The organism is Sphingomonas sp. PSPC2-2 (assembly GCF_049897725.1).
In the GTDB taxonomy this organism is placed as follows: domain Bacteria; phylum Pseudomonadota; class Alphaproteobacteria; order Sphingomonadales; family Sphingomonadaceae; genus Sphingomonas.
Genome location: NZ_JAFCWU010000007.1, coordinates 208,780 through 229,585, shown reverse-complemented (window position 1 = coordinate 229,585; position 20,806 = coordinate 208,780). Strand labels below are relative to the sequence as shown.

27 protein-coding genes and 1 riboswitch are annotated in these 20,806 nt (G+C 63.4%); of the genes, 16 read left to right on the top strand and 11 right to left on the bottom strand.

Annotated features, from left to right (window positions below; genetic code table 11):
* Nucleotides 1–59: 59 nt before the first annotated feature.
* From rplT to hisN, 3 genes are all read right to left on the bottom strand, one after another.
* The gene (rplT, locus tag ACP7BY_RS14450) at nt 60–425 is read right to left on the bottom strand and encodes a 50S ribosomal protein L20 (protein ID WP_010406000.1); all 366 of its coding nucleotides are present in this window, start codon (nt 423–425) and stop codon (nt 60–62) included.
* Nucleotides 426–443: 18 nt separating this feature from the next.
* The gene (rpmI, locus tag ACP7BY_RS14445; RefSeq protein WP_010406001.1) at nt 444–647 is read right to left on the bottom strand and encodes a 50S ribosomal protein L35; all 204 of its coding nucleotides are present in this window, start codon (nt 645–647) and stop codon (nt 444–446) included.
* Nucleotides 648–766: 119 nt separating this feature from the next.
* Nucleotides 767–1,549: a histidinol-phosphatase gene (hisN, locus tag ACP7BY_RS14440; protein ID WP_033963624.1), complete on the bottom strand. Its 783-nt coding sequence runs from the start codon at nt 1,547–1,549 to the stop codon at nt 767–769.
* Between the two features lie 173 nt (nt 1,550–1,722).
* On the opposite strand from hisN, the gene ACP7BY_RS14435 reads away from it, so the two are divergent.
* Together ACP7BY_RS14435 and ACP7BY_RS14430 are read left to right on the top strand one after the other, a co-directional pair.
* Nucleotides 1,723–2,775: a GGDEF domain-containing protein gene (locus tag ACP7BY_RS14435; protein WP_033963597.1), complete on the top strand. Its 1,053-nt coding sequence runs from the start codon at nt 1,723–1,725 to the stop codon at nt 2,773–2,775.
* A gap of 366 nt (nt 2,776–3,141) precedes the next feature.
* Nucleotides 3,142–4,608 (top strand): S41 family peptidase, encoded by a 1,467-nt coding sequence (locus tag ACP7BY_RS14430; RefSeq protein WP_249340806.1) that lies wholly within the window; start codon nt 3,142–3,144, stop codon nt 4,606–4,608.
* A 3-nt stretch (nt 4,609–4,611) separates the two neighbouring features.
* On the opposite strand, the gene ACP7BY_RS14425 is transcribed toward ACP7BY_RS14430, so the two are convergent.
* Nucleotides 4,612–5,133, bottom strand: coding sequence for a ferritin-like domain-containing protein (locus tag ACP7BY_RS14425; protein ID WP_010406006.1), 522 nt, complete (start codon nt 5,131–5,133; stop codon nt 4,612–4,614).
* Nucleotides 5,134–5,360: 227 nt separating this feature from the next.
* Here ACP7BY_RS14425 and ACP7BY_RS14420 point away from each other — a divergent pair, with 227 nt between their 5' ends.
* Genes ACP7BY_RS14420 through ung form a run of 3 tightly spaced genes read left to right on the top strand, consistent with a single transcriptional unit; the run spans nt 5,361 to nt 6,514 of the window.
* Nucleotides 5,361–5,489, top strand: a complete 129-nt coding sequence (locus ACP7BY_RS14420) for a hypothetical protein (RefSeq protein ID WP_260591484.1) — start codon at nt 5,361–5,363, stop codon at nt 5,487–5,489.
* A gap of 2 nt (nt 5,490–5,491) precedes the next feature.
* A complete protein-coding gene (locus tag ACP7BY_RS14415; protein ID WP_033963595.1) occupies nt 5,492–5,800 on the top strand; it encodes an alkylphosphonate utilization protein in 309 nt (102 codons plus the stop codon).
* 9 nt (nt 5,801–5,809) lie between these two features.
* Nucleotides 5,810–6,514: a uracil-DNA glycosylase gene (gene ung / locus ACP7BY_RS14410; protein ID WP_137902480.1), complete on the top strand. Its 705-nt coding sequence runs from the start codon at nt 5,810–5,812 to the stop codon at nt 6,512–6,514.
* 27 nt (nt 6,515–6,541) lie between these two features.
* Here the strand turns inward: ung and ACP7BY_RS14405 are convergent, their stop codons facing one another.
* On the bottom strand, nt 6,542–7,288 hold the full coding sequence (locus tag ACP7BY_RS14405) for a hypothetical protein (RefSeq protein WP_052192076.1): 747 nt from the start codon (nt 7,286–7,288) through the stop codon (nt 6,542–6,544).
* Between ACP7BY_RS14405 and ACP7BY_RS14400 the strand changes: the two genes are divergently transcribed.
* The 7 genes from ACP7BY_RS14400 to ACP7BY_RS14370 all read left to right on the top strand — a co-directional run bounded on the left by ACP7BY_RS14400 (nt 7,287) and on the right by ACP7BY_RS14370 (nt 9,957).
* Nucleotides 7,287–7,421 (top strand): hypothetical protein, encoded by a 135-nt coding sequence (locus ACP7BY_RS14400; protein ID WP_269430257.1) that lies wholly within the window; start codon nt 7,287–7,289, stop codon nt 7,419–7,421. The two genes, ACP7BY_RS14405 and ACP7BY_RS14400, sit on opposite strands and share 2 nt — an antisense overlap.
* A 40-nt stretch (nt 7,422–7,461) precedes the next feature.
* Complete coding sequence (locus ACP7BY_RS14395) at nt 7,462–7,725, top strand: ribbon-helix-helix domain-containing protein (protein WP_033963593.1); 264 nt, start codon at nt 7,462–7,464, stop codon at nt 7,723–7,725.
* Nucleotides 7,709–8,002, top strand: coding sequence for a type II toxin-antitoxin system RelE/ParE family toxin (locus tag ACP7BY_RS14390; protein WP_052192074.1), 294 nt, complete (start codon nt 7,709–7,711; stop codon nt 8,000–8,002). Before ACP7BY_RS14395 ends, ACP7BY_RS14390 begins: the two co-directional genes overlap by 17 nt.
* 36 nt (nt 8,003–8,038) lie before the next feature.
* Nucleotides 8,039–8,359, top strand: a complete 321-nt coding sequence (locus ACP7BY_RS14385; RefSeq protein ID WP_231564901.1) for a ribbon-helix-helix domain-containing protein — start codon at nt 8,039–8,041, stop codon at nt 8,357–8,359.
* Complete coding sequence (locus ACP7BY_RS14380) at nt 8,356–8,640, top strand: type II toxin-antitoxin system RelE/ParE family toxin (RefSeq protein ID WP_033963589.1); 285 nt, start codon at nt 8,356–8,358, stop codon at nt 8,638–8,640. Before ACP7BY_RS14385 ends, ACP7BY_RS14380 begins: the two co-directional genes overlap by 4 nt.
* 141 nt (nt 8,641–8,781) lie before the next feature.
* The gene (locus ACP7BY_RS14375; RefSeq protein WP_137902479.1) at nt 8,782–9,741 is read left to right on the top strand and encodes an MvdC/MvdD family ATP grasp protein; all 960 of its coding nucleotides are present in this window, start codon (nt 8,782–8,784) and stop codon (nt 9,739–9,741) included.
* A 9-nt stretch (nt 9,742–9,750) separates the two neighbouring features.
* Nucleotides 9,751–9,957, top strand: coding sequence for a hypothetical protein (locus ACP7BY_RS14370; RefSeq protein ID WP_137902478.1), 207 nt, complete (start codon nt 9,751–9,753; stop codon nt 9,955–9,957).
* Nucleotides 9,958–10,010: 53 nt separating this feature from the next.
* Here ACP7BY_RS14370 and thiC read toward each other — a convergent pair whose 3' ends face one another.
* The 6 genes from thiC to ACP7BY_RS14340 form a co-directional block, all read right to left on the bottom strand.
* The gene (gene thiC / locus ACP7BY_RS14365) at nt 10,011–11,912 is read right to left on the bottom strand and encodes a phosphomethylpyrimidine synthase ThiC (protein ID WP_137902477.1); all 1,902 of its coding nucleotides are present in this window, start codon (nt 11,910–11,912) and stop codon (nt 10,011–10,013) included.
* A 44-nt stretch (nt 11,913–11,956) separates the two neighbouring features.
* Nucleotides 11,957–12,065, bottom strand: a riboswitch (TPP riboswitch).
* 46 nt (nt 12,066–12,111) lie between these two features.
* Nucleotides 12,112–13,128 carry a ferritin-like domain-containing protein gene (locus ACP7BY_RS14360; protein WP_033963587.1) on the bottom strand — a complete coding sequence of 339 codons (1,017 nt, stop codon included), beginning with the start codon at nt 13,126–13,128 and terminating at the stop codon, nt 12,112–12,114.
* Nucleotides 13,129–13,171: 43 nt separating this feature from the next.
* Nucleotides 13,172–14,185: a ferritin-like domain-containing protein gene (locus ACP7BY_RS14355; protein WP_033963585.1), complete on the bottom strand. Its 1,014-nt coding sequence runs from the start codon at nt 14,183–14,185 to the stop codon at nt 13,172–13,174.
* Nucleotides 14,186–14,395: 210 nt separating this feature from the next.
* Entirely contained in the window at nt 14,396–15,268 is an 873-nt protein-coding gene (locus ACP7BY_RS14350; RefSeq protein ID WP_033963584.1) for a MipA/OmpV family protein, read from the bottom strand.
* A gap of 69 nt (nt 15,269–15,337) precedes the next feature.
* Nucleotides 15,338–15,742: a DUF2141 domain-containing protein gene (locus tag ACP7BY_RS14345; protein WP_137902476.1), complete on the bottom strand. Its 405-nt coding sequence runs from the start codon at nt 15,740–15,742 to the stop codon at nt 15,338–15,340.
* Nucleotides 15,699–16,499: a sterol desaturase family protein gene (locus tag ACP7BY_RS14340; protein ID WP_033963581.1), complete on the bottom strand. Its 801-nt coding sequence runs from the start codon at nt 16,497–16,499 to the stop codon at nt 15,699–15,701. Before ACP7BY_RS14340 ends, ACP7BY_RS14345 begins: the two co-directional genes overlap by 44 nt.
* A 91-nt stretch (nt 16,500–16,590) precedes the next feature.
* Here ACP7BY_RS14340 and crtY point away from each other — a divergent pair, with 91 nt between their 5' ends.
* From crtY to ACP7BY_RS14320, 4 genes are read left to right on the top strand one after another with little or no spacing between them, the layout of a single operon-like run.
* A complete protein-coding gene (gene crtY, locus ACP7BY_RS14335) occupies nt 16,591–17,781 on the top strand; it encodes a lycopene beta-cyclase CrtY (RefSeq protein WP_033963615.1) in 1,191 nt (396 codons plus the stop codon).
* On the top strand, nt 17,778–19,283 hold the full coding sequence (locus ACP7BY_RS14330; protein ID WP_137902475.1) for a phytoene desaturase: 1,506 nt from the start codon (nt 17,778–17,780) through the stop codon (nt 19,281–19,283). The genes crtY and ACP7BY_RS14330 overlap by 4 nt, the downstream gene beginning before the upstream one ends.
* On the top strand, nt 19,280–19,861 hold the full coding sequence (locus ACP7BY_RS14325; protein ID WP_126845866.1) for a TIGR00730 family Rossman fold protein: 582 nt from the start codon (nt 19,280–19,282) through the stop codon (nt 19,859–19,861). The genes ACP7BY_RS14330 and ACP7BY_RS14325 overlap by 4 nt, the downstream gene beginning before the upstream one ends.
* Nucleotides 19,858–20,805, top strand: coding sequence for a phytoene/squalene synthase family protein (locus ACP7BY_RS14320; RefSeq protein ID WP_033963580.1), 948 nt, complete (start codon nt 19,858–19,860; stop codon nt 20,803–20,805). The genes ACP7BY_RS14325 and ACP7BY_RS14320 overlap by 4 nt, the downstream gene beginning before the upstream one ends.
* Nucleotide 20,806: the final 1 nt, after the last annotated feature.

The window sequence follows — 20,806 nt, the reverse complement described above, 5'->3', positions numbered from 1 at the left end:
GAAAAGGGCGCCGGTGTTGCCACCGACGCCCCAATCTTTCGTCTCGCAGCAGGTCGCCTTTAGGCGGCCTGGGGCAGAGCCGCCTTCGCCTGCGCGATGATGGCGCTAAACGCGGCACCTTCGTGCATCGCGATGTCGGCCAGGACCTTGCGGTCGAGCTGGACACCGGCGAGCTTCAGGCCGTGCATGAACACGCCGTAGGTCAGGCCTTCGGCGCGGACAGCAGCGTTGATGCGCTGGATCCACAGCGCGCGAAAGTTGCGCTTCTTAACCTTGCGGTCGCGATAGGCGTATTGGCCAGCCTTTTCGACGGCCTGGCGGGCGATACGGATCGTGTTCTTGCGACGGCCATAATAGCCCTTCGCCTGATTGAGGATCCGCTTGTGCTTAGCGTGGGTGGTTACACCCCGTTTGACGCGTGCCATTCTTTAATTCCTTTCCGCTCAGCCCAGACCGTAAGGCGCCCACGCCTTGACGGTTGCCGTATCGGCCTTCGACAGCACCTTGGTGCGACGGTTCTGGCGGATGTACTTGGCGTTGTGGCTCATCAGCCGGTGGCGCTTGCCAGCGACGCCGTGCTTCAGCAGGCCGCTCGCGGTGAGCTTGAAGCGCTTTTTAACGCCGCTCTTCGTCTTGAGTTTGGGCATTTTCGTCCTTTCAGTTGTGCGACGATCTATGAACGGCCACGGCAGCCCATACCGGCCGGGCAGTTCCTCTTACTCGCAGGAAGGCGGGCGCATAGCGGTGAGTCGCGCAAAACGCAAGATCAATGGCCGCGACAGGCGAGCAGTTCGAGAATTTCCTCGATCCGCGCCGGGTCGCCCGCAGCGATGACTTCACCGATCGAATCACCGGTGAGCGGATCGCCCGACCAATCACACATCCGCCCGCCCGCGCCCTCGACGATCGGGACGAGCGCTGCGAAATCATAAATCTTGAGCTGCGCTTCGACCACCACGTCGAGCCACCCGCTCGCCACGCAGCCGTAATTATAGCAATCGCCGCCGAGCACCGTGCTCATCACAGCAGCATCGAGATGCTCGAAGGCGTGGAGCTGGGTATCGTCGAACAAAGCGGGGGAGGTGGTCGCCAGCAGGGCCTTGGCAAGGTCGGGGCAGCGCCGCGCGACGGCTGCGGTGCCATTGAACAGGGTCGGGCGGCCCATCACGCCCAGCCAGCGTTCCTGCAGGATCGGCTGGTCGATCACGCCCATCATCGGCCAGCCGTCGATCATCAGCGCAATCAGCGTGCCGAAGATCGGGCGACCGGAGATGAAGGCGCGGGTGCCGTCGATCGGATCAAGCACCCAGGTCCGACCCGACGTGCCGTCCTTGGTGCCATATTCCTCCCCGATGATCGCGTCGGCGGGAAAGGCCCGTTCTATCAACGCGCGCATCGCCCCCTCGGCAGCCCGGTCGGCGAGTGTGACGGGCGAGGCATCCGATTTTGCCTCAAGCCCGTGGTCGGCCCGGTAATAAGGACGAATGGCAGATCCGGCGGCATCGGCGAGAGCCGCCGCAAGGGCAAGATCGGTGTCGGTAACGCGCATCTTGCTTGCGTAAACCGGCTCGCCGCGTTGCGCCAGCCCGCATGCCCCGGTTTCCCGCCCGAGTGCGCTCATCGCGCCTGCGGTCACCCAATGTTAGCAGTTTTGCGCTACTTCGTTCCTGCAGGCAGAGCGCGCTATCAAGCGACGCTTGGCGTAATGAGGCCAATGGAGCGATGGGGGCAGCAAGGGAAGCGAGGCTGATCGCCGTCGAAGAGCGGGCTGACGCCGTCTTTGACCGGATTCGCGCGTTCTTGACGCTTCACCGCTTGGGCCCCGACCCGGTCCATTACGCTTTCGCATATCACGTGATGACCAACCCGACGGGCGCGCTGGCCCGATCGGTGGCAACCCTGACCGAGGGCGGTATCCGACTTTCGACTCGGGACATCGAGGCCCTGGGTGGCGGCCTTGCGAGCCAGAACCCTACGCATTGGGGAGAAGCACTAACCCCCAGGGTCGATGACGACGTCGCGGCCAGGTTGGTGGCACAGACCCAGATGCACGTCGAAGGCTTTAGCGACATGATGCGGTCCATGCAGGAGGAGACGGCCGATTTCGGGCGCGATTTGGCTGCCAGCGCCAATGCGGTGCGCGGGGCCGCCACCGGTGCCGATGTCGTGCGACTGGCGACCGTAATGCTCGATCGCGTGCAATCGGCTGAGTCGCGCCTGGCCGTCGCGACGCGCGAAGCGGATCAGTTGCGCGCGAAGCTGGAGGAGGCACGGGGCGATGCGCGTCGCGATCCGCTGACCGGTTTGCCCAATCGTCGTGCCTTTGAGGAGGCGTTTTCCGAACAATCCCGTAATGGGCAGCGTTTGTGCCTGGCGGTATGCGATGTCGATCGCTTCAAACGCGTCAATGACCAGTTTGGCCACTCTGTGGGAGACCGGGTATTGCGCGCCATCGCGGCGGCATTGCGCGAGGCGTGCGCCAGCCACTTTGTCGCACGGTATGGCGGGGAGGAATTTGTCGTCCTGTTTCAAGGCGAAGATGCCGAGCAAGCCCGCGCTACCTTGGAGACTGCGCGGGTCGCCGTTGCGGCGAAGCGCTATCGCATCCGGGAAACCGACGCCCCCTTGGGCGCGGTGACGTTTTCGGGTGGGATCGCCGTAGCCGAACCGGGCGAGCCCCTCTGCTCGGTTTTCGGGCGTGCCGACCGGTTTTTGTATTTGGCCAAGGACAATGGCCGCAACCAACTTTGCAGCAACGGCATTTTTTGCCAATAGTTGGGAAGTTGTGCCAGTTTATTATTGCGGCGCAAGCGCCTTTCGCCACAATAGTTATTGTAAATCAATATCTTGAGAACTTGGCACGCTCCCTGCAAATCCTTTGTGCGTTGGCGGACGGGTGGTCCGGACCGCCAAGTAACAAAGGGAAAATCATCATGTCCGTTCGTTTTGAATCGCTGTCGCGCGTTGCCTTTTCGCTCGTCGCCGCCGTCGCTTTCACCTTCGTTCTCGCATCCACGGCCGTGTCGCTCTCCCCGATCGCATGATCGGCGGAGGCGGCATCTTTCGCTAAATGTTTGATTGGAGCGCTTTACCGCACACACCGCTCGTGGCACGTTTCCGCGCAACGACAAAGAGGTGGGTATGATCCGTGCGCGCGTCCCAACGGTTCTCTTTAGCCTGATCGTGCTGCTGTCCGCCTGCGGCGAGGGGGGCAGCACGTCGAGCGGATCGACCCCAACGCCGACCGCGTCCACCCCGACCCCAACGCCAGCAAGCGGCGGAACTTGTTCCTTGCGGGATCGGCAGGATTGGGCGGCGGCGCAGTTGCGGGAATGGTATCTCTTTCCGGATACCTTGCCGAGCACGCTCGATCCCACGCCCTACACCACTGTAGGCGATTATATCGACGCGCTGACCGCGACCGCGCGCGCGCAGCGCAAGGACCGCTATTTCACCTATCTGACCTCGATCGCGTCGGAAAACGCTTATTATAATTCGGGTACCAGCGCGGGCTACGGCTTTCGCCTGACGCTTGACCCGACGGCGGGACGGCTGTTCGTCGCGGAGAGCTTTGAAGGCGCGCCGGCGCTTTCCGCCGGGCTGGACCGCGGCACCGAGATTCTCGCCATCGGCACCAGTGCGAATACCCTTCGCACGGTATCGGCGATCCTTGCGGCGGAGGGCAGCGCCGGGCTCAGCAACGCGCTGGGGCCGGACACCTCCGGCACGAGTCGCACGTTCCAGGTAACCGACACCGGCGCCACACGCACCGTCTCGATCAGCAAGGGCGACTATGCGCTGACGCCAGTGTCCAGCCGCTTTGGCGCGCAGATCCTCAACGACGGTGGGCGGCAAGTCGGCTACATCAATTTGCGCACCTTCATCTCGACCGCCGATCCGGCGTTGCGCAGCGCTTTCGCGTCGTTTCGCGCAGCGGGCGTGACCAATATCATCATCGATCTGCGCTACAATGGGGGCGGGCTGATCTCGATTGCCGAGTTGATGAGCAATTTGCTCGGTGCGAACCGCTCCACCTCGGAGGTGATTGATTACACCACCTTCCGGCCTGAGAAATCGGCGAACAACATAACGGCGATGTTCGCGCCGCAGCCTGAGTCGGTCGCGCCGACCAAGGTTGCGTTTATCGGGACTTCCGGCACCGCGTCGGCGAGCGAATTGGTGATCGCCGCTCAAATCCCGTATCTGCACGCCAATGCCGCGCTGATCGGCACCAACACTTACGGCAAACCCGTCGGCCAGATCGCGCTCGACCGCACCCAATGCGACGATCGTCTGCGCGTCATTGCCTTCGCGCTGCAGAATGCCAATCACCAGGGGGCCTATTATAACGGCCTGGCGGGTACGGTGGAGGCGAGTTGCCAGGCCGATGACGACCTGACCCATCCCATGGGCAACCCGCAGGAACGATCGACGCGCGCGGCGCTCGACTATCTGGCGGGGCGGAGTTGTACGGCTGTTACGGCCACGGCCACGAGCGCGTTGCAAAGCGGGCAGGCCGCACGCGTCGCAACGCTGCGTCAACCGATGGAGCTGCTGTCGCCCGAACGCCCCGGCACCATTCAGCGTGAGGTGCCGGGGGCATTCTAGTGCTTATTGCGCCGAAACGGCATCCTCGGCGGTGAGGTTCACCCGGCTCGTTGCCAGGTCGGTCAATTTGTCGTCGGTCGCATATTCTTCGTTGAGCGTTTCCTGCAGGATCGCGGCAACATCGGTGCGACCGAGCTGATTGGCCCAGGCAATCAACGTGCCGTAGCGCGTGATTTCATAATGCTCGACCGCCTGTGCCGAGGCGATCAAGGCTGCATCGAGTACTGCTTTGTCGGCAATGTCGCCGGCAACTTCATTGGCTTCCTTGATGATGCCCTCGATCGCCGGGCACGTGGCCCCCTTTGGCTGCTCGCCGATCAGGTCGAACACTTGCTCCAGGCGGCGTACCTGGCCCTCGGTCTCGCGCAGATGCTGGTCGAAGCCCGCCTTCAGCGTACCGTTGGTCGCCTTCTCGGTCATCTTGGGGAGCGCCTTCAGGATTTGATGCTCGGCATAATAAACGTCCTGCAACTGGTGCAGGAACAAGTCCTCGAAGGTCACAATGTCTTTGGTGAACAGTCCCATCGCATGTCTCCTAACGCATTTTTCGGGGGCGGTACGCCGGGCGCGAAGGGGGGCACGCCCGGCGTCTGCCATCAACGGCGCGCGCGCGCAGAGGTTGCTGGCTGGGTCCGGAAATCATGTTGACTTCGATCAAGTGACGCTCTTTTACGGCGCGCGAATTGATGCGGGTCGCGGCACGGTTTGGGATTAAGGTCGCGCGGGGCCTTCCGCCCCGGTCAGGAACCGCAATGGCCAAGAGCCAGAAGAAGTCGAACAAGGAAGTGCGCAAGCCCAAGGCCGAAAAGGCCCCCAAGGCGAACGCGTCCAACCCAACCTCCAAGGGCCAGCCGGTGGCGATGGTCAATATCAAGGGATGAGCATGACGAACGACGACGACACCTTCGTCTATGACGAAGCCACCGGCGAATGGGTCGCCGCCAGCGCCGCCAGCACGGCGACGGGCGGCGACGACGCGGTGGTGGTCCGCGATTCGGTCGGCAATGTGCTGGCCGATGGCGACCAGGTGACGCTGATCAAGGATTTGACCGTGAAGGGTGCCGGGCAGACGCTGAAGCGCGGCACGCTGATCAAATCGATCCGCCTGACCGGCGACGCGCAGGAAATTGACTGCCGCTATGACGGGATCAAGGGCCTCGTGCTGCGCGCCGAGTTCGTCAAGAAGCGCTGAGTCTCGCGAGTGGCCGAGCGCGCGATCAAGCTGCATCCGAGCTGGCGCGAGCCGCTGTCGGCGGAGTTCGAGCAGCCCTATATGCACGCGCTCAAAGGCTTTCTCTCGGCCGAACGCGCGGCGGGCACCCCGGTGTTTCCGCCCCCTGCCGCCTGGTTCCGCGCGCTCGATCTCACTCCGCGCGAGGACGTGCGCGTCGTCATCCTGGGGCAGGACCCCTATCACGGCGCGGGGCAGGCGCATGGCCTGTGCTTCTCGGTCCAGCCCGGCGTGCGCCTGCCTCCGAGCCTGCGCAATATCTATAAGGAGCTGGAGGCCGATCTCGGCATCCCGCCCGCGCGCCACGGCTTTCTGGAGGCATGGGCCAGCCAAGGCGTGCTGCTGCTCAACGCAGTGCTGACGGTGCGCGAGGGGGCGGCCGCCTCGCATCAGGGGCAGGGGTGGGAACGCTTCACCGACGCCGTGATCCGGCTGGTGGCGGAGAGCGCGCAGCCGACGGTGTTCCTCTTATGGGGCGCCCATGCGCAGAAAAAAGCCGCGTTCGTGGCCGATGTGACGCAGGGCGGGCGGCATCTGGTGCTGAAGTCGGCGCATCCCTCCCCGCTGGCAGCGCATAACGGCTTTTTCGGCAGCCGCCCCTTCTCCAAGGCTAATGCGTTCCTTGCCGCGCATGGCCGCGCGCCGATCGATTGGGCGCTGCCAGAGACGGTGTGAAGCGCGCGGAAGTCCACAAAGTCCACGCTACGTCCCCCCGGATTCGCCCCCGCTCCGGTCCTCTCCCGCGTCGGGACCGAGCGTGTCGAGATACGCTTGCCAGTCCGCTTCCTCCTCGCGCGCGGCGGGCTGCTGTTCGGCCGCCTGGTGCCGCGCCTCGGCGTGCGCGCGCATCGCATCCAGCTCGTCGGGCATCACCAGATGCGTCTGCCGGATCGGTTCATGCCGTCGTGGCACCTGGCCGAAGTCGCGGTAATAGGCATCCTCCTCGACGCGGTGAACCATTTTGGACAGGTCGATCGCCCTGCCATCGTACCGCTCGGTCGTGACCATCCCGTCGAGCCATTTGCCGTAGCGCGGAGCGTCGCGGTAGCGCAGCAGGAACATCGTCAGCCGCTCGTCATAATGGCGGCGCTCGCCAATCTGTTCGCCCTGATAGAAGACCGGGCGCGAAACGCCGTTGATGGCGCGCGAAAACGCCGCGTCGGACAAGCGCCGGATCGCATAGGACAAAGCGAAATCCCAGGCCTGGCGAAAGCTCTGCGCGTCCACCCGGCGGCGCAGGCGATAGGCGGAGCTCGGGTCCAGCCCGACACGCCGGCACGCGGCATCGACACAACCGCATTCGGCGAGCGCCTCGATAAACTCGGTTTGTCGCTCAGGCGTCCAGCCATCGTGGCGGCCGCGCAGCGCGACGGGCACGAAGTCCGGGAGGGGGGCGGAAGAAGCACTGCCGGACGCAGCGCGGGCGGAGCGTTTGGGAGCCTTGGTCATGGACCAGGATGAACCAGAAAGCGCGCGTGTAGGACAGCGGATTTTGGCGGGCGGGAGCGGGCTGGTGTACCGCGTGAGCGGCAAAGGCGACGCGCCGGTGATCGAAGTGGCGCAGTGCCGGTATCGTTATTGAGGCGCTTGTCGGCCTTGCTCTGCCATCATATATTTCGGCGATGGCGCAACTCAATGTCATCCTTCCCGACGATCTCCAAAGTTGGGCAGACGCGCGCGCTGTCGAGGGCGGCTTCGGTAGCACTGGCGACTATATCGGCGAGCTGATGCGGCGCGACCGGGAGGATGCTGAGAAGCTGGCGGCGTTGCAGGCGGCGATCGACGCGGGGCGGGCCTCGGGGGTGAGCGAGCGCGATCCGTTCGACTATTTCGACGAACTGCGCGCCGGGCTGCGCGCGCAACACCCGAGTGCCGATCCGGCTTGAGCTAAGCCGCCGGGCCGAAAGCGATCTGGCGGATATTCGCGATTACAGCGTCGAGCAGTTCGGCGTGGAGCGCGCCCTTCTCTATCTCGACGGGATTGAGGCGGCGTTTCGCCTCATTCTGGACCACCCGGAAATCGGCGGCGTGCATTCAAATGTGGTGCCGCCCGTGCGGGCCTACACGGTTCAGCGGCATCGGATTTTCTATACCGTCGCGGCGGATGCGGTGCTGGTAGAGCGCGTTCTGCATAGTGCGATGGACGTGGGGCGGTGGTTGTAGGCGAAGGCGTTGCCGCGTCGGAGGTGAGCCTGTCCGGTGCGGTGCAGGTGGCGCAGTGCCGGTATCGTTCTTGAGTCGCTTGTCGGCATCGGCGCGGCAGCGTATATTTCCGGGATGGCGCAGCTCAACGTCCAGCTTCCCGACGACCTCCAGCGCTGGACCGACGCGCGCGCCGTCGAAGGCGGGTTCGACAGCGGCAGCGAGTATGTCCGCGATCTCGTGCGGCGCGACCGGGACTATGCCGAGAAGCTGGCGGCGTTGCAGGCGGCGATCGATGAGGGGTTGGCGTCTCCCGTCGTCGAGACGACGATCGAGGACATCATCGCGCGGGGTTTGGCGCGCCACGGGCTGCGTTGAAGCCGGTATACCGCGCCGCCTCCGTCCGCGATATCGACGGTATCTTCGATTATAGCGTGACCACGCACGGCCCCGAAGTCGCCAAGGCGTATCTGCGCGATATCGACGCCGCGATCGCCCGTCTGCTCGACTATCCCGAGATTGGTATAGCGAGCGGCCTCCGGCAGGGTGTGCGCTCGATCGCGGCGCGCGAACATCGCATCTATTACCGGATCGACGGCAGCAAACTCGTCATCGCGCGCGTGCTGCATAAGGCGATGGACCCTGCGCGGTGTTTGTAGGGAGAAATTTGCCGCCGAGCTTTACTTTAAATGCGCAGGTTTTTGGGTATCACTACTGTTCTAAATATCCATTATCTTATAATCGGGATTTTAATCGCCTGAGAAGGTTAATCCTATAAGGCTCACTGTTAGGGAAAAGCCGTGATTCTAATTATTGCAGATATATTTGATACCCACGCAGATGTTGTCCAGGGGCACCTGTCCCGATCCGGGGCGACGCACTTTCGATTAAATCTCGATGTCAATTCGTTAGAAAATACGGTTCTGGATCACGCAGCAAATGAGTGGGTAATCAATCAAAGCGGCAGGCAGTTCCGTGCTAGTGAAATTAAATGCGTGTGGCCGCGGCGACTGACAGTCAGCCTGACGCTCGAACAGCAAACAGAACAGGAGACGTCTTCATTTAGACTCTGGAGATCGGAGTGGAATAGATGCCTGTATGGTTTATACGCTTCTCTCCGAAGTCAATATTGGATGAATCCAATATCAAACTCCTCCTTGGCGGATAATAAATACTTTCAATTTGAATTGGCAAGATCAGTTGGCTTCAATATCCCGGATATGATTTCGTCCAATGATCAAAAAGCGTTACGAAGGTTCAGCGAGGCCGGTCCTACAGCCATAAAATTTATGACTCAGGACATATTCAAGGCGGCTGACGGCGGATATTCTGGCATATATGTTAACAAGATATCACCCGATGATCTAGACAATTTTATGCCAGACTCGGAAAATCCAATTACCCTACAGAGATATATCGAAAAGGACTTTGAGGTAAGAAACACCTTTGTTTCGGGGATTAATTTTACTTGTAAAATAGAATCCCAGCGTTCCAATCGAGCGAACGTTGATTGGCGTCGGTACGACGTTGCAAACACGCCTCACTCGGAAATTTCGCTTCCAAATGAAATAGATATGCAAGTGTCGTCCATTATGGCTAGGTTAGGTCTATCCTATGGAGCGTTCGACTTCATCGTCGATAAGGATGGGAAGTGGTGGTATCTCGAAGTCAACTCTGCAGGGCAATGGCTATGGATCGAGGACTTGCTAAACTTGCCTATCTCAGAGAAAATCGCTAGTTCGTTGATCAGGAGCATGTAGGAGCGGGCAATGGGCGTTTTTGGACTGCGTTATCTTGAAAAGATGCAAGCAAGCGAAGTGATTGAGGCAAAGGACTGGAATTGGAAGCCTGCTTCGGGTGATGCGTACCGCATCTACGGTTCAGGCAACTCCACGAGTTCGAGAGAATCGACGTATGCCGCCGAAAAAGATAATCGGCAGGATGAAGACCGACCAAACGAAGGTTTGGCTGCCTAGTTTTATAACGATATGTATGGAAAAGGGAGGCGTTGCCTCCCTTTTTTGTTGAATTACTCCGCCGCCGGCAAATAAATCTCCGCGCCCTCCGCCTTAAACCGCGCGCTCATCTCTTCCATCCCCTTGATCGCCGCGGCCTTGCTGGCTGCCGCGGTCTCCGCGCCGGTCGGGCCGGTCGCGATGAAGCCTTCGACGCCCTGATTCTGCTTGCCCGCAAAATCGCGCACTTCCTGCGTGATCTTCATCGAGCAGAATTTCGGGCCGCACATCGAGCAGAAATGCGCGGTCTTGGCGCCTTCTGCGGGGAGCGTCTGGTCGTGATATTGCTCGGCGGTATCGGGGTCGAGCGACAGGTTGAACTGGTCGCGCCAGCGGAAATCGAAGCGCGCGCGGCTGAGCGCATCGTCGCGCAGCTTGGCGGCTGGGTGGCCCTTGGCGAGATCGGCGGCGTGCGCGGCGAGCTTGTAGGTGACCACGCCGACCTTGACGTCGTCACGGTCCGGAAGGCCCAGATGCTCCTTGGGCGTGACGTAGCAAAGCATCGCGGTGCCGTACCAACCGATCATCGCGGCGCCGATGCCGCTGGTGATATGGTCATAGCCGGGCGCGATGTCGGTGGTGAGCGGCCCGAGCGTGTAGAAGGGTGCCTCGCCACACACTTCGAGCTGCTTATCCATATTCTCCTTGATCTTGTGCATCGGCACGTGGCCGGGGCCTTCGATCATCACCTGCACGTCGCTCTTCCACGCGCGGTGGGTGAGTTCGCCGAGCGTGTAGAGCTCGCTGAACTGCGCTTCGTCATTCGCATCGGCGATGCTGCCGGGGCGCAGGCCGTCGCCGAGGCTGTAGGCGATGTCATACGCCTTCATGATCTCGGTGATTTCATCGAAGCGTTCGTAGAGGAAGCTCTCTTTGTGGTGCGCAAGGCACCATTTCGCCATGATCGAGCCGCCGCGCGACACGATGCCGGTGACGCGCTTGGCGGTCATCGGGATGTAAGCGAGGCGGACGCCGGCGTGGATCGTGAAATAATCGACGCCCTGCTCCGCCTGTTCGATCAGCGTGTCGCGGAAGATTTCCCAGGTCAGGTCCTCGGCCACGCCGCCGACCTTTTCGAGCGCCTGGTAGATCGGCACGGTGCCGATCGGCACGGGGCTGTTGCGCAGGATCCATTCGCGCGTGTCGTGGATGTTGCGGCCCGTCGAGAGGTCCATCACCGTGTCCGCGCCCCAGCGGATCGACCACACCATCTTGTCGACTTCGGCGGCGACATTGCTGGCGACGGCCGAGTTGCCGATATTGGCGTTGATCTTGACCAGGAAGTTGCGGCCGATCGCCATCGGCTCGCTTTCGGGGTGGTTGATGTTGTTGGGGATGATCGCGCGGCCGCGCGCGACTTCATCGCGGACGAATTCGGGGGTGACGTAATCGGGGATGCTGGCGCCGAACGATTCGCCGTCGCGGATCAGCTGTTCCTTGGCGGCGGCGCGGCCGAGATTTTCGCGGATCGCGACATATTCCATCTCGGGCGTGATGATGCCGCGCCGGGCATAATGCATCTGGCTGACATTGTGGCCGGATTTGGCGCGCAAGGGACGCCGCACGACATTGGGATATTGCGGCACGCCGGCCGAGCGATCGGGGCCGGTGAGGCCGTTATCCTCGGGGCGGATTTCGCGGGCGTCATATTCTTCCACGTCGCCACGCGCGAGAATCCAGTCGCGGCGCAGCTGCGGCAGGCCGCGGTTGATGTCGATCTGCGCCTTGGGGTCGGTGTAGGGGCCCGACGTGTCATAGACCCGCAAGGGGGCTTCGTTGGCGGAGGGTTCGAGCACGATCTCGCGCATCGCCACGCCCAGGCCCGGAATGTTGGGCGAGGGGACGTGGATCTTGCGGCTGCCACGGATGGCGCCGGTGGTGACGCCGATTTCGGTACGGGCGGGGATGTCGGCCATGGTGTCGCTCCAAAGACTCGGAATGGAGCGAAAACGGAAACCCACTGCGGACACCGCTCCCTCCCTCCGCCCGTGCTAACGGGATCAGGTTCAAACGGGTCGTAGCCTCAGCTACCTCTCAGCTGCTCAGGCGCAGCCCCCCGGGGAATGGTGTCAGTCTAGGCGCATTGGCGGCGGCTGCAAAGCCCCGTAATGTCGCTCAGTTTGCCGCGCTGGTCTTGATATTGCCGTTGACGCCGCCGGGGAAGAACCCGCCGCCAACCACCGCATTCTTATTGAGATACAGCACGTTGAGCACCTGGCCCGCGGTGCGGGCGAGCGCGAGGCCGTTGCTGTCGAGCGGGGAAATGTTCGACGTGACCGAATCGCCGACAATGCCCTGGTCGAGATCGGTCGATCCGTCGAATGCGTCGCGCGCATTGCTGATAAGGCCAGCATTGGTCAGCAGCGACGGAGTCGAGACCGAGCCCTTGGCGTAGAGCACGGTGCGGATCAGCCCGGCGTGATACGACGTGGTGGCGTGAATGCCTGCCGCCGCATCGATCAGCAGGGTGGTCGCGATCGTCGATTGGCGACCGGTATAGGCGGTGACGACCACGTCTTCCAGCATGAACGCTGCCAGCAGGAAGTTCTCGTCGCTGGCATAAGGATCGAACGCCGCGCCTGCCGCCACGACGGTTGCCGCCTGCGCCAGCGCGCTGAAGGCGCCGCTCGCGCTGCCATCGATGTTGATCGCAGGCTGCGCCACCGTCGCCGCACCCAGCGCCGAGCGGAGGAACGCGACATGCGCAACCTTATCGGCGGCGATCTCGCGCGCATATTGTGCGACCAGCGGATCGGTGAAGGTGACTTGCCGCCCGCCCGTTACCGCGCCCTGCACGGTCTGGTTGCCGTCGCCCTTGGCGATCAAGGCGTTGGGCAGGCCCGCGCCAGTCACCGCGACGGTGTAGAATTGCGCCTGGAGATAGGCGAGGTTGAGCAGGAAGTTGAAGCTGTCCTGATCGTTCAGCGTGTCGGTCGAGCTTGGGCTTGGCGTCGGCGTCGAGCTGTCGGTCGCGCTCGGGGTCGAAGTGCCCGAACCGCCGCAGGCAGAAAGCAGTGCGCTGCCGCCGAAGGCGAGCGTCGCCACGCTCGCGCTGCGCAGGAAGTGACGACGCCCGGCGCGGCGGCGCTCCTTGGCATCGGGGGCTGGCACGAGGATATCGCTGTCGTTCACGGTAACTCTCCCATACGGGCGAAGGCAATAAAGAAGGCGGCGCTCAGTTGGCCGCGCTGGTGACGACGGTGGCGTTGAGGCCGTTCGGGTAGAACCCGCCCTTCGTCACTGCCAGGCTGTTGAGATAGAAGATGTTGAGCACGTTCGCCACGAGGCGGCCATAGGCGATGCCATCGGTACCGGCGGGGACGATGTTCGAGGCGGTCAAGCCATTGAGCGCCGCAAGCTGGCTGTTGGCGATCGCTGCCGGCGAAATGCCGACATCGTCCTTGGTCGTCCCGTCCAGCGTGTCGCGGACCGCAGAAATCGCGTCGGCCTGAGTCCGCAGCGCGGCGGTCGTCGCGCCCTTGGTGTACAGGACGGTGCGGATCAGCGCGGCGTGATACGCATGCGCCGCCAGCAGTCCGGCACCGGCATCGCGATAGGCGGGGGTGGAAATAAGCTGTGCCGCCGCCTTGTATGCGGTGACCACGACATCTTCCATGAAGAAGGCGGACAGCAAGAAATTCTCGTCGCTGGCATAGGGATCGAAGGCCACGCCCGACGCGACCACGTTGGCCGCACGCATCGCCACGCTGAAGGCGCTGGTCGCGGTGCTGCCGATATCGATCGCGGGCTGGGCGACGACGGCGGTACCCAGCGTAGCGCGCAGGAAGGCGACTTGCGCTGCCTTTTCATTGGCGATCTCGCGCGCATATTTCGCGACGAGCGGATCGGTGAAGCTGACTTGCTTGCCGCCGGTCACTGCGCCGACGGTGGTGGTGCTGGCGCTGCCGGGGGCGAGCTGGGCGCTGGGAAGGCCCGCGCCGGTGACGGCGAAGGCATAGAATTGCGCTTCAAGATATTCGAAATTGAGCAGGATGTTCAGAAGGTTGGTATCGCTGGTGGTGTCCGCCATGGCACGCGAGCCAAGCGTCACGGCTGCGGCGCCCACCGCAGCGATCGCCCCTGCGCCAAGCGCGGTGCGGAAGAATTCGCGGCGTTCGCTGCGCCGTTCGGCACCCGCTTCGAGTCGCTCGAGCAGCTGTGCGCCGGAGTCCTGGGGGAGATCGGTCATGCGGGCGAACCCTCTTTATCGTGAAACGGGCCTTCTGGCGCAGGCTGCGTGGCACCTCGGGCGTGGCGACGCAAGACTGGATTTCGCGGCGTTGATCAAGTTTGCGCCAGTTAGAGCGAGTTACGGTCGAGCTGCCGACCTTTTCGCGACCAAATGCAGACGACCCGGCAGTCGCGCCGATGCGCTTCTGCCGGTCGAATGGCGGCTTCCTCAGAAGGTATAAGCGAGTCCGAGCGCGCCCAGCCATTGGTTGGGGGACCCGGCAATGCGGGTGACCGGGCTATAAGAAAAGTCACCCAGTTCGCGTGAGTAGCTACCCCCCGCCAGTACCTTGAAGCCGTGCAGCAAATTGCCGGTCAGCGAATAGGTCACGAACCCGCCGACCGAATAGCTCTTCCAGCCGCTGTGGGCATTGTAGGTCGGCAGGCCGCTGGCCAGCGCCTGCGTTGGCGTGATGCTGAAATAACTGTCGGCATAGCCCTGACCGACATGTTCGGCCGAGGCGTACAGGCCGACTGCGGCCTTGGTGCTGAGCGGGGTGAGATAGGTGAATTGCGGTTCCCAAATGTCGCTGCGATGGCCGCCGGATACACCCTTGCGATAGCTGACCGACACCGACACCTTGTCGTACGGGCTGGTGATCACGCCGGTCTTGCCAATCCCGACATAGCCGCCAAGCTCGATCGCGGTGCCGCGCTTGCCCAACGCGCGAATGCGCGGGTCATCGATGCTGGAGAGGCTGGAGCGATCAAAATTGACCACGCCGACCGGGCCCAATTGCAGATCGAGCGTCTGGCCGGGGCGGTTGGGGATCACATCCAGGCTCGCGCGGTTCCCGACGACCGAGAAAGCGAAGCCCTTGACCGACCCGATCGCGACCGGGGCGGGCGTGAACCGATAGGTCTTCGAACCTTCATAGTCCGGAAAATACGCCCCGCCGATCCCGACCGTGACGGTGTCCTTGTCGAAGTCCGCGGCGATTTGATCGCGTTCGGACGTCGCCGGGGTTTCCTGGGCGAGCGCGGGGGTGGCACCGGCCAGCAGCAGGGCGGCGGCGGAAAGGTATAAACGACGGTCAATCACAGGCAGCTCCCAGAGAGAGATTTGGCGGGGTAACGTCCTCGCGACCGCTTTAGGTCCGTTGTTGCCCGATTAGAGCAAGTATCGCATCCGCACCTGTTGCCGATCGGCATCACCTGTCAGGGTGAAGCGGGCTGCGGAAAAGCGCGGCGGGCCAAAGGCGATGGGCGGATTGCGCGAGAAACCAAAGCCTTCGCGGGGGATGCCGGCAAAGGTATCGAGCTTTTTGTTGCCATTCTCGTCATGGATCACGGCAATGGCATAGCCGCCCGGGGGGAGTCCGTCGAAATGAAGGCCGCTGGCGCTGGCCGGGATCGAGCGCGTCACCGCCTTTGCATCGTCGATGCAGGCGGGGAAATTGGCCGGGTCGGCGGTCAGGCAGACGCGCACCATACCCTTGTGCGAGCGCAGGTTGGCAATGTCGACGGCCAGATCAGAAGTCGCCACTGCCCCGGGCAGCGAGAGCAGCAGCCCCATCCCCGCGCCGCCGACGCCGACGAGCCTGCGTATGCGCGCGCGAGAAATCACCGATGCCCTTGTCGGTGCCGCACAGGCGATCCCAGAAACGGAAATAAAGCCCATAATTTCCCCGATACAGATCGTGGTGTCGCTGGTGATGGCTCGCGGTAATCACCCAGCCGCCTAATCGACCGGCCCACATGAACCGGGGGAAAATCTCCCACCCCATATGATTGGTCACCCCCATAACCGTCATGATGCCCAGCACCAAGCCCAGCGCGCCGATGTGGATCGGAATCCCGAGCGTCAGTAGCGGAATTATCACAGCGCCGGTGACCGCCTCGATCGGGTGGAACGCCATTGCCGCCCAGGCGGTCGGCGGGCGGCTGTCATGATGCACCGCATGAGCGATGCGGAACACGCGCGGTGTGTGCATCCACCGATGCGTCCAGTAGAACCAGGTGTCGTGCGCGAAGAGGTACAACAGCACCGACAGCGGCAGATACCATAAGGGATAGGCGTGGACGTCGCGGTAGATGAGGGTCCAGCCGTGCTGCTGCCAACCCCAGGCCAGCACGCCGGCGGGCACGCCATAGATCAGCGCGGAGGCGAGGCTCCAGCCAATCTCGCGCCGGATTTGTGGGGAAAGGCCGTCATACAGCCCCGGATGGCGCGCGCGCGTCGCCGCCGCGAACACACCCGAGACGAGGAGATAGCGCACGCCGACGATCGCGGACATGGCGAGCGCTGAGGCGACGATAGCGATGGCAACCATGATGTCGCATTAGCGCGTGTGGTGCCCCGCGTCAGGCGGTTTCGGCGTGCAGCGTGCTTGCGCGCTGCGGCGTTTCGGCTATCGCTTGGCGATGCCTTCGATCATCCCCTGCGATATCGCCATCGTCGGCGGCGGGCTGGCGGGCGGGCTGATCGCGTTGGCCTTGGCCAAGCAGCGACCCGGCCTCGACGTCCGCATCGTTGAGGGATCGGACAGCATTGGCGGCAATCATTTATGGTCGTTCTTCGCCACCGACATTGCGCAGGACAATCGCTGGCTGGTTGCGCCGCTGATCTGTTATGGCTGGACGCATTATAACATCGCGTTTCCGGCGCACCGCCGCACCCTGAAAAGCGCCTATTATTCTATCGAGTCCGAACGGCTCGACGCGGTGGTGCGCGCCGCCCTCCCGCCCGAGGCGGTGATGACCGGGCGCAAGGTGCTTGCCGCAAGCCCGACGGCGGTGGTGCTTGCCGATGGCGACCGGATCGAGGCGAAGGGTGTGATCGATGCGCGCGGGTCGGGCGATCTCTCCCTGCTCGATCTTGGCTGGCAGAAGTTCGTCGGGCTCGAATTCGCGCTGGAGGAACCGCACGCGCTGTCGGGCCCGATCGTGATGGACGCGACGGTGCAGCAGATCGACGGCTATCGCTTCGTCTACACACTGCCCTTGTCGGCGACGCGGCTGTTCATCGAGGATACCTATTATAGCGACACGCCCGATCTGGCGCGGGCGGAACCCGGCGGGGCAAATGCCGACCCGGTCGCCGAGCGCGTCCGTGCCTATGGCGCGGCGCATGGCTGGGACACGCGCACCGTTACGCGCGAGGAATGGGGTGTGCTGCCGGTGGCGATGGGCGGCGATTTCGAGGCCTATTGGCAATCGGGCGGCAACAAGGTGGCCAAGGCCGGAATGCGCGCCGGGCTGTTCCATCCGACCACGGGCTATTCGTTGCCCGACGCGGTGCGCCTCGCCGCGCTGATCGCGCGGGCGAGTGATCTGTCGGGCACGGCGTTACACACGCTGACGCATGATTTCGCCAGAAGGACGTGGCGGGCGCGCGGCTTCTATCGTATGCTCGACAAGATGCTGTTTCGCGCCGCCGGCCCTGATGAGCGCTACCGCATTCTCGAACGGTTTTACCGGCTCGATCCGCAGCTTGTGCGGCGCTTCTACGCAGGACAATCGACGATGATGGACAAGGCACGGATTTTGACCGGGAAGCCACCGGTCCCGATCACGCGGGCATTGCGCGCGATTATCGGGGGGAAACCGGCATGAGCTCGGCGGCACCACGCGGCACGCCGCGCCGCGCGATCGTCATCGGGGCGGGGTTTGGCGGGCTCGCGCTCGCCATCCGGCTGCAATCGGCGGGGGTCGAGACGACCATCGTCGAGGCGCGCGACAAGCCGGGTGGGCGCGCTTATGTGTGGGAGAAAGACGGCTTCGTGTTCGATGCCGGGCCAACCGTGATCACCGATCCGCCGTGCCTGCAGGAGCTATGGGCGCTGACCGGGCGCGACATGGCCGAGGACGTGACGCTGGCGCCGGTATCGCCTTTCTACCGGCTCAACTGGCCCGATGGCGTCAATTTCGATTATTCGAACGACGAGCCTGCGCTGCGCGCCGAAATCGCCAAGCTCAACCCGGCCGATGTCGCGGGCTACGCCAAGTTCCTGGAATATTCTGCCGGGGTCTATGAGGAGGGCTATCGCAAGCTCGGCTCGGTCGCGTTTCTCGATTTCGCGTCGATGATCAAGGCCGCCCCCGCGCTCGCCAAATATCAGGCGTGGCGCTCGGTCTATTCGATCGTGTCGTCTTATGTGAAGGACGAGCATCTGCGCCAGGCGCTGTCGTTCCACACGCTGCTGGTGGGCGGCAATCCGATGAACACCAGCGCGATCTATGCGCTGATCCACAAGCTCGAAAAAGACGGCGGCGTATGGTTCGCAATGGGCGGCACCAACCAGTTGATCGCCGGGATGGTCAAGCATTTCGAGCGGCTGGGCGGGGTGTTGCGGCTGAACGATGCCGCGGTCGATATCGCCACGCTGGGCGACCGTGCGACCGGCGTCACCACGGCGAGCGGCTGGCACCAGGATGCCGACATGGTCGCGTGCAACAGCGACATCATGCACAGCTATCGCGACTTGCTCAAATCCTCGCGCAGTGCGCAGCGGACCAAGAACGGGCTGGCGCGCAAACGCTATTCGCCGTCGCTGTTCGTGGTGCATTTCGGGATCAAGGGCACCTGGCCGGGTATTCCGCACCACATGATCCTGTTCGGGCCGCGCTATAAAGGGCTACTCGCCGACATTTACGATCATGGCGTGCTACCGGAAGATTTCTCGCTCTATCTGCACCATCCGACCGTGACCGATCCGTCGATGGCGCCCGAGGGGCATTCGACTTTCTACGTGCTGGCGCCGGTGCCCAATCTCGGCAAATTCCCGGTCGACTGGAACGAGATCGGTCCGATCCTGGAGAAGCGCATCCTCGATGAGGTCGGGCGGCGGCTGATCCCCGACATTCACGAGCGGATCGTCACCAAATTCCATTATGCACCCAACGATTTCGCGCAGGATCTGAACGCGCATCTCGGCAGCGCCTTCTCGCTGGAGCCGATTTTGACGCAGAGCGCGTGGTTCCGCGTGCACAATCGCGACGACCATATCCCGAACCTGTATTTCGTGGGGGCAGGCACGCATCCGGGGGCCGGGATTCCGGGGGTGGTCGGCAGTGCAAAGGCCACGGCGGCATTGATGTTGGAGACGGAACGGTGAAGCGTCTGGCGGTGTATTGTGGGTCGGCAACGCCGGCGGACCCGGTGTATATTGACTGTGCGAAAGAGGTTGGCCGGACGCTGGCCGAGCGTGGCATCGGCCTGGTTTACGGCGGTGGTCGGCTCGGGCTGATGGGCGCGGTGGCCGATGCGGCGATGGCCGCGGGCGGCGAGGTGATCGGCATCATCCCGCAGGCGCTGGTCGATGCTGAAGTGGCGCATCAGGGCCTCACCGAACTCCATGTCGTCGGCACGATGCACCAGCGCAAACAGGCGTTTACCGATCTGTCCGACGGTTTCATCAACCTGCCCGGCGGCACCGGCACGATGGACGAATTGTGGGAGGCGCTGAGCTGGGCGCAGATCGGCTATCACGCCAAGCCGGTCGGGCTGCTCAATATCGCTGGCTATTACGACCATCTAATCGCTTTCTATCACCATATGGCGAGCGTCGGTTTCCTGCGGCCGCAACATGCCGGGATCCTGCTGATCGACAGCGCGCTTGACGGGCTGCTGGCGCAAATGGCGAGCCACGAGCCGATCGAGACGATCACCAAGATCGGCGCGCGCGACCTTTGAGCGCGGCGGCACCCTCGCGCGACGCGATCGTCGCGACCGCGCAGGAATCGATCGCACGCGGATCGAAGAGCTTTGCCGCCGCCAGCCGCCTGTTCGCGCCCAAGACGCGCGAACGGGCGTGGTTGCTCTATGCCTGGTGCCGCGCGTGCGACGACATTGCCGACGGGCAGGACCACGGCCATGACATGACCGGGGTCAGCGATGGCCCGGCGCGGCTGGCCGAAATCTCGGCGCTGACCGAGGCGGCGCTGGCCGGGATCGTGGTCGGGGACCCGGCGTTCGATGCGCTACGGATCTTTGCCGCGGAGACGGCGTTGCCCCCGGCGCTGGCGCGTGACCTGATCGCGGGCTTTGCGCTTGATGCGCAAGGGTGGCGGCCGCAGACCGAGCAGGATCTGTATCTTTATTGCTATCATGTCGCGGGCGCGGTCGGCTGCATGATGGCGCTGGCGATGGGCGTGCCCGCCGATGACGAGGCGACGCTCGACCGCGCGTGCGATCTGGGACTGGCGTTCCAGCTTGCCAATATCGCGCGCGACGTGGCCGAGGATGCGCGCGCGGGGCGGTGTTATTTGCCGCAGACGTGGCTCGACGAGCTGGAGATTCCGGCGGACGACCTGCTTGCGCCACAGCATCGCGATCGGCTTGGGCAATTGGGCGAGCGGTTGGGCACGCTGGCGGCGCGCTATGAGGCGAGTGCGCGGCGTGGCACCCCGGTGCTCCCGTTCCGCTCGGCCTGGGCGGTGCTGGCGGCGGCGGGGATTTATGGCGCGATCGGGCGCAAGGTGGCAGCCTTTGGCGCACGCGCCTGGGATCGGCGGGTGAGCACCTCGGGCATCGCCAAGATCGGTTTCATCGTGCGCGCATGGCGCGAGGCGCGGCAGCGCGCGACGCTGTATCCGCCACAGCCGCGCGATCCGGCGCTGTGGACGCGGCCGCGCTGAT

Bases quoted from the DNA above. Each gene is read 5' to 3' on its own strand.
- rplT (WP_010406000.1), bottom strand. From the start codon at position 425: ATGGCACGCGTCAAACGGGGTGTAACCACCCACGCTAAGCACAAGCGG.
- rpmI (WP_010406001.1), bottom strand. From the start codon at position 647: ATGCCCAAACTCAAGACGAAGAGCGGCGTTAAAAAGCGCTTCAAGCTC.
- hisN (WP_033963624.1), bottom strand. From the start codon at position 1,549: ATGCGCGTTACCGACACCGATCTTGCCCTTGCGGCGGCTCTCGCCGAT.
- ACP7BY_RS14435 (WP_033963597.1), top strand. From the start codon at position 1,723: ATGGGGGCAGCAAGGGAAGCGAGGCTGATCGCCGTCGAAGAGCGGGCT.
- ACP7BY_RS14430 (WP_249340806.1), top strand. From the start codon at position 3,142: ATGATCCGTGCGCGCGTCCCAACGGTTCTCTTTAGCCTGATCGTGCTG.
- ACP7BY_RS14425 (WP_010406006.1), bottom strand. From the start codon at position 5,133: ATGGGACTGTTCACCAAAGACATTGTGACCTTCGAGGACTTGTTCCTG.
- ACP7BY_RS14420 (WP_260591484.1), top strand. From the start codon at position 5,361: ATGGCCAAGAGCCAGAAGAAGTCGAACAAGGAAGTGCGCAAGCCCAAG.
- ACP7BY_RS14415 (WP_033963595.1), top strand. From the start codon at position 5,492: ATGACGAACGACGACGACACCTTCGTCTATGACGAAGCCACCGGCGAA.
- ACP7BY_RS14400 (WP_269430257.1), top strand. From the start codon at position 7,287: ATGGACCAGGATGAACCAGAAAGCGCGCGTGTAGGACAGCGGATTTTG.
- ACP7BY_RS14405 (WP_052192076.1), bottom strand. From the start codon at position 7,288: ATGACCAAGGCTCCCAAACGCTCCGCCCGCGCTGCGTCCGGCAGTGCT.
- ACP7BY_RS14395 (WP_033963593.1), top strand. From the start codon at position 7,462: ATGGCGCAACTCAATGTCATCCTTCCCGACGATCTCCAAAGTTGGGCA.
- ACP7BY_RS14370 (WP_137902478.1), top strand. From the start codon at position 9,751: ATGGGCGTTTTTGGACTGCGTTATCTTGAAAAGATGCAAGCAAGCGAA.
- thiC (WP_137902477.1), bottom strand. From the start codon at position 11,912: ATGGCCGACATCCCCGCCCGTACCGAAATCGGCGTCACCACCGGCGCC.
- ACP7BY_RS14355 (WP_033963585.1), bottom strand. From the start codon at position 14,185: ATGACCGATCTCCCCCAGGACTCCGGCGCACAGCTGCTCGAGCGACTC.
- ACP7BY_RS14345 (WP_137902476.1), bottom strand. From the start codon at position 15,742: ATGGGGCTGCTGCTCTCGCTGCCCGGGGCAGTGGCGACTTCTGATCTG.
- ACP7BY_RS14340 (WP_033963581.1), bottom strand. From the start codon at position 16,499: ATGGTTGCCATCGCTATCGTCGCCTCAGCGCTCGCCATGTCCGCGATC.
- crtY (WP_033963615.1), top strand. From the start codon at position 16,591: ATGCCTTCGATCATCCCCTGCGATATCGCCATCGTCGGCGGCGGGCTG.
- ACP7BY_RS14330 (WP_137902475.1), top strand. From the start codon at position 17,778: ATGAGCTCGGCGGCACCACGCGGCACGCCGCGCCGCGCGATCGTCATC.